Source organism: Martinezella sp. CNPSo 3732, assembly GCF_057784515.1.
Window position 1 is genome coordinate 1 of the sequence record NZ_JBXSOO010000018.1, and the last position, 10807, is coordinate 10807.

9 protein-coding genes are annotated in these 10807 nt (G+C 57.2%); 3 read left to right on the top strand and 6 right to left on the bottom strand.

Annotation, left to right across the window (positions count from 1 at the left end; genetic code table 11):
* Window positions 1-756 precede the first annotated feature (756 nt).
* Window positions 757-1488, top strand: coding sequence for a TetR/AcrR family transcriptional regulator (locus AC13RM_RS23970; RefSeq protein WP_488555636.1), 732 nt, complete (start codon window positions 757-759; stop codon window positions 1486-1488).
* Window positions 1489-1684: 196 nt separating this feature from the next.
* Window positions 1685-2746 carry a flavin reductase gene (locus AC13RM_RS23975; RefSeq protein ID WP_488555637.1) on the top strand — a complete coding sequence of 354 codons (1062 nt, stop codon included), beginning with the start codon at window positions 1685-1687 and terminating at the stop codon, window positions 2744-2746.
* Window positions 2747-3158: 412 nt separating this feature from the next.
* Here the strand turns inward: AC13RM_RS23975 and AC13RM_RS23980 are convergent, their stop codons facing one another.
* The 6 genes from AC13RM_RS23980 to AC13RM_RS24005 all read right to left on the bottom strand — a co-directional run bounded on the left by AC13RM_RS23980 (window position 3159) and on the right by AC13RM_RS24005 (window position 9220).
* Window positions 3159-3719: a carboxymuconolactone decarboxylase family protein gene (locus tag AC13RM_RS23980; protein WP_488555638.1), complete on the bottom strand. Its 561-nt coding sequence runs from the start codon at window positions 3717-3719 to the stop codon at window positions 3159-3161.
* Window positions 3720-3759: 40 nt separating this feature from the next.
* A complete protein-coding gene (locus AC13RM_RS23985; protein ID WP_488555639.1) occupies window positions 3760-5079 on the bottom strand; it encodes a M24 family metallopeptidase in 1320 nt (439 codons plus the stop codon).
* A gap of 198 nt (window positions 5080-5277) precedes the next feature.
* On the bottom strand, window positions 5278-7029 hold the full coding sequence (locus AC13RM_RS23990) for a GMC family oxidoreductase (protein ID WP_488555640.1): 1752 nt from the start codon (window positions 7027-7029) through the stop codon (window positions 5278-5280).
* A gap of 122 nt (window positions 7030-7151) precedes the next feature.
* On the bottom strand, window positions 7152-7466 hold the full coding sequence (locus AC13RM_RS23995) for a YciI family protein (RefSeq protein WP_488555641.1): 315 nt from the start codon (window positions 7464-7466) through the stop codon (window positions 7152-7154).
* 101 nt (window positions 7467-7567) lie between these two features.
* The gene (locus tag AC13RM_RS24000; RefSeq protein WP_488555642.1) at window positions 7568-8158 is read right to left on the bottom strand and encodes a VOC family protein; all 591 of its coding nucleotides are present in this window, start codon (window positions 8156-8158) and stop codon (window positions 7568-7570) included.
* A 60-nt stretch (window positions 8159-8218) separates the two neighbouring features.
* Window positions 8219-9220 (bottom strand): TAXI family TRAP transporter solute-binding subunit, encoded by a 1002-nt coding sequence (locus AC13RM_RS24005; RefSeq protein WP_488555643.1) that lies wholly within the window; start codon window positions 9218-9220, stop codon window positions 8219-8221.
* A 372-nt stretch (window positions 9221-9592) separates the two neighbouring features.
* Here AC13RM_RS24005 and AC13RM_RS24010 point away from each other — a divergent pair, with 372 nt between their 5' ends.
* A complete protein-coding gene (locus AC13RM_RS24010; protein ID WP_488555644.1) occupies window positions 9593-10783 on the top strand; it encodes an acyl-CoA dehydrogenase family protein in 1191 nt (396 codons plus the stop codon).
* The last annotated feature ends 24 nt before the right edge of the window (window positions 10784-10807 follow it).

The following is a 10807-nucleotide window of genomic DNA, read 5'->3' on the forward strand; positions in this document are numbered from 1 at the left end:
GTTTTCCTTGATTGCCATTCGCGGCCGTTAACAACAGCATCACTCTTCTCCGTATCGGTTGTGATGGCAGGAACTTGACGGGAAACGGTTGGAAAATTGAACCCCGCACCAGTCCGCCTCGTTCTTGCCTGCAGGTCGATGCGATGCGTCGAGCGCGCTGCATGGCGGCCGCTCGGAGCTGGGGCGCAAAAGGAGCTCAAATCCGTTTTGCAAACACATTCTCGATGAAGTCATCAATCATCTTGTAGGTCTGATGTGCGATACCCGGGTCACAAACGCCAACACCTGGGACATTAGCCCCCTCTTCGGCGAAAGCATGGAGCAGCCCGTCGTCGGCAGTCCATCGGGGGGCTTGCCTTCGCCATACATGCAACCAACGAAAGCGACATAATCATCGCCGGCCATCCGTGCTGCCCGGCCGATCGCAACGTCGGTCACCCCAACCAGTTTGGCATAACCAAAAGAAGCGGAGGCCGCCGATCAATTTTGTTATTCCAAACGAGCGCGCCACGACTAATCACTCCACCAGCAAGGTAGTTGATCCTCTCCACAACCAAAGCAAGCGCTTCCCTCAAGTCGATCGCATCGAAAATTATTATAATTTGTACGATTTCATAACTTGTCAAGTTTTTGTTGGGCGCGCCACGAAAGATTGTGTTAGAGTTGCCTTCACCAACGATGGCTCTAAGATGTGATCGCGGCTCATAGCGACCGGCGAAAATCTGGGCGCAAACAAAATGAAGGTTAGTCAAGTCCATGAAAGCTGTAGAAGAGGCTCCGCTGGGGGAGGCGGTCGACGACGGTATCAACATCGAAGACACCGATGGTCTCGATATTTATCGCCTGCGCGATTTGCTCGGGATCGATTCTGAACGGTTTGGCCTGCGAGAACAAAACAAGGTCGATAAGCTGCAACGGATCTTTCTCGCGGCTCGGCGACAGTTCGCGGACGTCGGCTACGATGCGACCACACTGCGGGACGTAGCGAAAGAAGCACGAGTTGCGCTGGGGACCCTCAGCTCATACGCGGAAAGCAAGAGCGAGCTGGTGCTGCTCGTGTTTAACGCCGGGATGCCATCGCTGATTGCCAAGTGCAGGGAAGAGGCAAGGAACGAAAGCACGCTTCTCGATGCTGTGACTGCTTATTTCAGGCCCGCCTACACCGCTTATGCAAAGGAGCCCGGTCTGTTCCGGGTGCTACTGCGCGAAAACGTATTCCACACCAACTCACTTCACGCGCGGGAATTCCACCGTATCCGCGCGGAAACCCTGCATGACGTCAAGGCGATGATTGTGCAGGCACGCGATAGAGGAGAGATTAGACCGTACATGGACGCGACATTGAGCGCACGCACGATTTTTCTCCTCATGTTTGCCGCTGTGCGGATCTGGATTTCGAGCGATAAGCCGGATGTAGAAGGCGGACTTAGCGAGCTGAAGAGCATGGTTGCACTCCTCCTCGATGGCATGAGAGGTGGAACAGCTTAACGCGCTGGTTTGCGTCCGGCGCCGATGGCCTTCACCGACGGGCGCCCTCTTGACTATTAAAAAAACGGACATATCATAGTTTTATGATAGGTATTGTATTTCTTCGCCGATTAACAGCCGGCGCGCGGGAGCCCTGCTGAACTCGCAAGTTTCGCAAGTCTCAGTCCTGGCGTGCTTACCCTTGGGAGGGAAAACTATGATTCATGAAAAAATCACGCCAATCGATGTCGGAATGTTCCGTAGTCTAATGCGACACGTCGCTTCGAGCGTTGGCGTCATAACCACGTCACACGAGGGACAATTACATGGTATGACGGCGACGGCCATCAGCAGTGTTTCGGCCAGCCCGCCCCGGATATTGATCGTGGTCAACCGCTCCACTCGCAGTCACTCCTTGATTTCCGGTAGCAGGAACTTCGTTGTCAACATCCTTGCTGACCATCAGAAGGATCTCGGAGAGCGCTTCTCCAGTAAATCCGAAAACCGGTTTGAAGATGTCGCCCATCATTTCGGATGGCGGGGAACGCCAATCCTTGACCAGGCGGCGGCGCATCTGGAATGCGAACTGGTGAGCGAAACCGATGCCGAAACACATACAATATTCATTGGGGAGGTCGTAGGCGGCGGGGTTTCGGGAGCAAGTCCGCTTCTATATCACGACGGCGCCTATAAGGGCTTGACGCCACGCGTCCCCTCCTACGAGATTTCGCCGCTATTCCTGGAGCGCTGGTCCCCCCGCGCTTTCTCGGATGCGGAGATTGCAGACAGTGAACTGATGCCGATGTTCGAGGCAGCGCGCTGGTCCCCCTCATCACACAACGCGCAACCATGGCGGTTCGTCTATTCAAGACGGGGCGGACCTGCCTGGGAAGATTTTCTCGGATGCCTCTTTGAGGTCAATCGCGACTGGGCATTTCGGGCAGCAGCGATGGTCGCTTTCATATCTAAGCAAACGCTGGAACGCGATGGCCAGACGATGGAATCTCGATCCCACGTCTTTGATACAGGCGCGGCCTGGATGTCATTTGCCCAACAGGCAAGTCTTCTTGGATGGCACACCCATTGTATCGGCGGGTTCGACCGAGGGAGATTGGCGGAGGCTTTGAAAACTCCTGCCGGCCACACGATCAACGCCGTCGTGGCAATCGGCAAGTTGGGTGATCCATCGATACTCGCGCCTCAGCTTCGAAGCCAGGAGATTCCCAGCGAGCGACAGCCAATTCAAGATCTGGTCTTCCAAGCTTCAATGCCGGGCTAGTGCGGGAATTGAAGTATTGTATCGTGGTTTCGGCCTTGATTCGAGAGAGGTCACTCGCACTGGACTGGTGTGTCAGAGCTTGTCGAAGCCTATCACAGATCCAGTACTCGGCCGTGCTGGGCACCGGAATAAGGCGAGGCGGCAAAGTCAGCCATACGGTCGGCGTTCCGGAGATTCAGGATTTGAAAGCGTCCAGCGTTACAGGCCAATTTTGCAGCCGAACGACGGCTCGCCGTAATTCGGTCGCTTCCCAAGGCACTCTATGGTGAATTGAAAGACCTGGCCGGTGACAAGGGCGCGTGCGCCGATTAGGGCTCTCGATCTGCAAGTTGTCGACGCCGAGATCGGCGACGGCGCTTTGATAGATGTCAACACGCCGGATGCCATCAAGGCTGCCGGTGGTGAGATCGCTTCATGGCAGCTGTTCGAGCACCCCGGGTTCGTCAGGTACGATTTCGAGCGCGGTGGCAAAACGAGTATTTCCTACATACCAGGAAACCAGGGCCGCCAGATCGACAACGCCCCGCGCTCCGAACGCTGTCAGAGCCTCCTGGAACGTCTCGTCATCTACGCCGGCGTTGCCAGACGTTTGATCCGCAAATCCGAGAGCAGCGCGCTCCTCGTCCGAATAAAGATCAGATTCAGTCCAGTTGCGCAGAGCCTCAATCTTGGCCATCGGTACGCCCAGTTTTGTTGTCACGCCAACATGCACGCTCCACTCATACGCCCCGCGATTCAGTTGGCAGACGCGGAGCACCACCAACTGCCGGATCGGTGCGGGTATTGCCGACTCGCTTCTGAGAGCGGCAGCATAGGTTGCCATTGCACGAAACATCCCCGGCGAATGGCAGACAGTTTTGTGGATGTTCAAGATCTCGCCGCCACGGCCGTGTATTACCGCGAAAGCCGCCTCGACCCGCTCGTCGCTCTCTGCATAGAGACCTAGTCTGGAAGGGTGCGTGGTCGTGTTCATTGTTTCTCCTTGTCGTTCGAAACGTCTTTTTAAGAGGCGCTTATGCGATTTGAGCCAGCTCAAGCGGAGTGTTCACTAGAAGCTCCGCTTCCTTGTCGCGGACGACCATGAAGTCCGCTAGCATGACCCCGACATCGACCTTCCAATTGGCATCATGTAGATTGATATTGTTGCCAAACGCCATTCCCTCCTGGAGCTCCATTTCTGAGACGTGCGCGCCGTTGACGGAGTTCACGCCGAATCCACCTGGGTAGACGACGCTGGGGTGCTCGGGCGAGGCGGTTCCCATCGCGTGGAAGCCAAGCTCGACCCAGTCAAGCCCGGCCGCTTCCGCTGGCTTGCGTATCATCGCCACTGCCTCGCCAATCGTGCGGCCGGTTGTCAGTGCGGCTTTGCTGGCATGCAGGCATTCGACGGCAACATCCCAGATGCGGAGCAATTCCTTCGGAGCCTGCTTGCCGAGATAAACGGTGTATTCCGTATGGCAGCGGTACCCGCCATACTTCGTGTGAAGCTCCGAAATAATGATGTCCCCTGTTTCCAGCGGTCGCATTGTGGGAGCGATCGGCTGGTCCGACCCATGCAGCAGGTGCCAGAGCTCGTCTTCCGGATGATCGACTGGTCCGGCTGCCCAAAGATTGAAAATATTCGGTTCGGCCCCGTTGGCGATCTGCGCCTTTATCATCTCAGCGTATACGACTGCCTCGGGCACGCCGGGCCGCGCGGTTTCGATCAGCGCATCCACAGCTTTCCGCGCGATGCGTCCGGCCCCGCGCAGCATATCGATCTCTTCTTCGCTTTTGACGACGCGCAGCTCCTCGATCAGCCAGCTCGTTTCCACAAAGGTGGCGCCCGGCAGGAGCGATTTCAGTCCCTCAACCTCTCTGTGAAGCAGGGTCGGCGTGCGCTGGATGGTGGAAGAAAATCCGACAATTCCTATACGCCCCCGCTCCAGTCCGCGCGCCCGCAGCTCCTCGACGATCGCGCCCAGGCCCGCGCGCCCACGAACATCGTCAACCCAATCCTGCATGGACGCAAAGGCGTTAAACGGTCTGTTCATGTGAATGATGCCTGTCCAAACCACAGGATCACCAGTTGCGGGGAACAGCGCGTCGCCTCCGAGCTGAGCGTCCAACTGAAACATGTACCTGAGATTTGCCATCCCCATGCCATAATAGATATCGTTGCCAAGGAAGACTAAGGCATCCAATTCAGCGAACATCATTCGGCTTCTGGTCCTCGACCATCGCCGGTCTCGCTCGGCGATGGACAAGTGCGGAACGAATTTCTTGAGTTCACTTGTCGGTACCGCGTTCGATGGAATTGGGCGCGCGGTGGGCTTGAAGGCTGGCATGGTCATGGACAATCTCATTCGTTTGGTTGAAGTGCCGGCTGCCGCAGCAGTCCGTACTCGCTATGGAAATCTAGGCCTCTGTGCCTGGCGGAGACATGATATCTTCGATCCGGATGGGGAACCGACGGACACGGACATTCGTCTACTCCTTCGAGCGAAGTTGAAGATGCTTCGCTGACACTCGCTCCCCATGGCTGCCCATGCTTATCCGGCTGTTTCGAGAATTTCGGCCAGGCGCTCGCCAATGAACACGCATGTGGCCATCGTGGCGCAAGCAGGGATTCGTGGCATGATCGAACTGTCGGCAATGCGAAGTTTGCCGATGCCGTTGACGCGCAACTCAGCATCGACAACCGCGCCGGGGTCAGCGCCCATTCGGCAGGTGCCGCTCGGGTGGCTGTAAGTCGTCACACCGTTGCGCACGAAATTTGCGAGCTCCTCGCCTTTCAACTCCGTGCCCGGAGCTACCTCCCGCACGGCGTATGGCTTCATCGCTTCCGAATTGCCGATCTGACGGCACACCGTAATGCTTCGCTCAAGCGTCGTGATGTCGTCGAGATGAGAAAGGTAGTTTGCCTCGATAACAGGACGATCTTTGGGATTGCCGGATTTCAGCCGGACACGACCGCGACTTTTCGGCACCATCAGGGCAGCACAAAGGGCCCAGGTTTTAGGGGTTGGGACAAAGGCCTTGGCAATCGCTTCGCTCGCATAAGGTAGTTCGACCTGTACGAGGCTTATGTCAGGGCGATCGAGTGATGGGTCGCTTTTGAGGTAGCCTAGGACCTCTGCTCCACTGTTGCGATGTTCCATCTGCAGGGGTGCCTCCCACAGGCAGGACCCATGCAAAATGTGGTCCTGAAGGTTCATCCCAACCTCGGGCGAGTGGACGACAGGTTCGATTCCGACGGACTTCAGGTGATCCTGATCGCCAATGCCACTGAGCATGAGCAACTGCGGGGTATTGAAGGCGCCGCCGCACAAGATGACTTCACGGTCTGCTGCGACCGTCCGCCGCTGACCCTCATGCGTGAAGTCGACGCCGGTGGCTATGCCTCGCTCGACGGCAATTCGATCCACATGTGCATTTGTTAGAAGCGTCACGTTTGCCTGGGTAAGGACAGGATAGAGATAGGATCTTGCCATGTTCTGGCGCTGGCCGTCCCGTACGATCAGCTCCGTCAGTGCAAAGCCCTCGCCGATCTCCTCGCGCACGCCGTTTACGGAGCTATTTATCGGTAGCCCAAGGGCGCGACAGGCATCAAGCATCGCGAGCGCAAGCGGTGACGGATCGTGCGCCGTCTGGCACCAGACAGGGCCGCCTCGGCCGCGGTATCGCTCGCTCGGTACACCTTGCCAGTTTTCGATGCGGCGAAAGGCTGCAAGCGCAGATTCGTAGTCCCATCGCCTGTCTTGAGTCACCTCTGCCCAATAGTCGAAATCGTTCTTGAAGGGGCGGGCCCAGATCGTTGCATTAATACTGCTGCCACCGCCCACCGCCCTCCCCGTATGTATCACCACGCGCTGATTGTTGACATCAGCAGATGGTTCGGACGAGTCGCCCCAGTCCCGTTCGGTGCCGAGATTGGTGAACCACAGCCGCGGATCGAGAACTGATGGAGCGTCGTCCCAATCTCCCGCCTCGATTACGAGAACGCTTTTGCTACGGTCGACGGCCAGTCTGCCCACCAGTGCACACGCGGCGCTGCCCGCACCGCAGACAACGTAGTCGTAGCGTGCGGCAAGTGACCGGACTTGTGAGGCCTGGTTGGTCTTGATCTGCTCCAGTGTCTGCGCGACAGACTTGACCCCAGAAGCTGAAAGAAAGCCCAGAGCCAGAGAAGTCGCTATGAAACGGCGACGGCCAATCGTCCCCCGCAGAAAGGCGGACTCGAGTTGATCCTGCCGGGCTGCGAGCATAGCTGTCGGAGTATGATCCTGTTTATCTTGTTTCATTGCACGTTCCCTCCCAAAGGACGCCGTAGACCTGTCCTAATTGTCTGTTGTCGCGGACGTCGGCCCTCCAACCGGCGTCCAACAGCGGGCTCACGCCAAAGCGCAGCTCCAAGCTGTCCGCCCTATACGGACGGAAACAATTGGCCGATTTCGTCGCACGCGCGTGACGCGTGAAACTGCAGAACCTCGTATGTCGCCATCGAATGCTGGTGGAACGGGTCTTCCTTCATCAGCTGCTGCAGTTCTCGTCGGCTTACGCCCGACGCGACAACCACACCCGGGTCGTCATCCGCGCCACGTCCGGAAACTAGAAAAATTCCGCGCGCGTATCCCGAGGCGATGAATTCGCGATGGGCCTCCAAGTGTTTCATCACCGCCTCCAGCGGCTGCGTGTATCGCACGAGCACGACGAAAATCGGCGTATCGATGGTCTTCATTTGCTGAGCTCGCTTTCCGCATGGATGCCCTTTGCCGGCGGGCGGCGCTCAATGGACCGACTTGTCTGGTTCAGTCCTGCCTATGTCCCGCCGTCTCGTGACTACCGGTCGTTGGACCAATTGTGCATGAGTTCTTTCCAGCGAATGAAACCAACGCCTGGGGCGCCCATCATCTTTGTCTTTTCGATCGGGTATTCGTCCCAGGTGCAGAACTCTAGCTTGTGCCCTTCCGGGGAGCGGAAGTAGACCGAGACGACATCAATATCGCGATGGGCCATCGGCCCGAAGAAGGGGATTCCCTCGTTCTTTAGCCGCTCGATGTTCGCATCGAGGCCCCCCGCAGTCGTCCGGAAGGCCCAGTGAGGAGCAATGTTCGGATCGTCGGCCTGTGGGGTGGATGGACCTGTTTCCGCCGTGATCTGCAGCAGAGTGCGGCCGATCCGGACAAAGAGGTGCGGCTTTCGGTTCGTTCCTTTGTCGTAGTCGTCAAAGCCGGCATAATAATAGGGTTCGCCTCCGAGGAACTCCCTGATGAAACGCTCCATCATAACGATGTCCGTCACCGGAAGTGCAATGTGATCGACGCCCCAGAGCCCGAAGGCATTGTCACTCTTGTCTTCGCGGCCGCCGTGGCGGGGGTTGATGTTCATCAGGTGGCCGGTATCAGGGCGCGCCTGTTCTGTGGTAACCATTTCTTCTTTCTCCTGCTGTGGCGCTGTCCATCCATTTACAAGACCGGGATCAGCGCGGTCTTACATGTATCGTCGCTCGCGGTAGTACTTCTCCGCGCCTGGATGAAGCGGGACGAAGGTGTTCTTCGACATGACCGAGAGGTCGATTGGCCCTGTCAGCCCTTGCTCGGGCAGGAACAGCGACTCGATCTGGGTCTTTTGTTGATCGATGCCACGGATGGTGGCGTAGACGAGGTCGTCCGGAAGATCCTGATGGCAAAAAAGAACATGCCCGGAAAAATCGATGGCGGGAGTATCTTCCTCTACGCCACGTAGCGATCCCCGAGGAATGATCGCCCGGCGTATGCCGTATCTGCTCTCCATTCGAGCAAGGATATCCTCGTCAACGGGCAGAAACGCCAGGTCAACTGCGTTTGCGATGTCCTTCCATGGACGCGTCATCAGCGCTTCGTCGAAAACGGCGTTTAGTACTCCGGTGAGCATTCCAGAAGCCCTATCGAGCCGCCCCTCCGGCACCTTCTCCATCAGGTTCGGCTGTCGGTCGCCGTAGACGACACACCCGCCCCAAGACTCGATCTCGTCAATCGACATGCCATATTCCGCGAGAATGATATCGAGCACCCAGCCTGCGGGATGCGCCAGATGTGTAGGAGCTGTCGAAATCCTCAGCGGAATTTTTTCGTCTTTAACTTGTTTGATCGATTTGACGCCCAAGTCCCTACGGACAGCAAAGGCGAACTGATCGAAATGCGGAAAAACGCAGATCGCGCGAAGCCGGAGAGGGTGTTCACCGAAACCACGTGTTCCTCGACCGGAGACAGCCGTCTCCACCAGCCAGGTCGGCGACGTCAACGCCATGTGGTAACGCCCCTCGTCAACAAGTCGAGGACCAGCCATGCAAGCTTCGCCTGGATGCATATTGTGCACGGAAACCGTTGAACCGCCCGGCAGCGAACCGAAGTAGCCAGTCAACCCCAGGCTGATCATGCTGCCATATTTAGAGAAGTTCGCTCCTGCAGCCAACAATCTGATCTCGACGGGGCCGTTGGTTAAATCCAGCATCTTTTTCCTCCTCGGCGATTGGACGGACTTCTGAAAGGCTTTTTAGGCCCACGCTACTCCGTCAGCTCCTCCTTGCCGATAAAAATGCTATATGACCGATTTTCAATTCTGTCCACTTATTTATGTAGACCATCAAATTATGGCAGTGGCTCCTGAAAGCTTCCAGCGCGAATTGACAGCATCGCGCACGAGAATATAGTCATTAATATCAGTATGATAATGAGAAAATTTCTGATGCCTTATTTCTTGGTGCGGCCTTCACGAAGTGCGAAAGGTTTTGCAGATTAGAAGCCACAACCCTGATAAATCTCGAGAAATAAAAATGGACATATAACATAAATTATGAAATAGGAACGTGCAGGAGGATACTTCATGATGCATTCGAACATTACTACGTCCCACGAGCTGGTGAATGCGGCCACGGCCTTGGTGCCGTATCTGCGAGAGACAGCGCTGGAAACGGAAAGGGCACGCAAAGTCCCCGAGGAGACAATAGGTCGCCTACGGGACGCCGGGCTGCTTGAAATTCTCGTACCGCGACAGTTTGGTGGTCACGAGGCCGATCTGACGACGGCAGCACGGGTCATCGCAGAACTCGGACGCGGCTGCGGTTCCACCGCTTGGGTCTACGGGGTAGCAGCATCACAGAACTGGATTGCTGCCACGTTCGATACCGAGGCGCAGAAAGAGGTGTGGGCTCGGGGTCCGCGAACCGTCATTTCCGCAACCTATGGGATCAACCCCAAGACACAATCGGCCACGCGCGTCGACGCCGGCTTTCGGTTGTCCGGGCGCTGGGGATTTGCCAGCGGCTGTGACCACGCGGACTGGCACCTCGCACAATTCCTTGCTCCTGCGGACGGAGACAAGCCCCCGGTCGCCCACTTCGCGCTTGTGCCACGCAGTGATTTTTCCATCGAAGACGACTGGTACGTCATGGGTCTAGTGGGGACCGGCAGCAAGACGGTCTTCCTCGACGACGTCTTCGTGCCCGCGCACAGGACCCTTGCCTACCCGTTGATGAACAGCGGAAAGACTCCGGGTTCGGCAGCCAACGCCAATCCAATATACGCCCTGCCTCTGATGTCGACCACACCTGTTGGCATTGCTGCAACACTGCCTGGCATAGCGCGTGGCGCGCTTGAGGTTCTGATCTCGACGGCGGCCAGCGGCAGTCGCGACTCGGCACGCGGCAAGTTCAGTGACCATGTTCTGGCTCACGCCTGGATCGGTGAAGCGCTGGCGGATATCGAGGCTGCGGAGCTTGCGATCTTCACGAGCATGGATGTCCTTACAGCAGTAGCGCATGCCGGCAGGCCGCTGGCTGCCGAGGAGCGAATAAGGATCCGCCGCAACTTTGCTTTTTCGACGCGGATGTCGACCGAGGCTGCCGAACTCATCCTGAAATGCACGGGCGCGGCTGCCACCGCGTTGAGCCATCAAACGCAGCGCGCATGGCGGGATATCAATGCTGCGGCCAGACACATCGGACTGAACTGGGAGACCTATGCCACCCAGTCCGGCCGGCATGCGCTCGGGATGGAACCCTCCGGCCTTTACTGAAACACGCAGATCGGGGTGACAGCG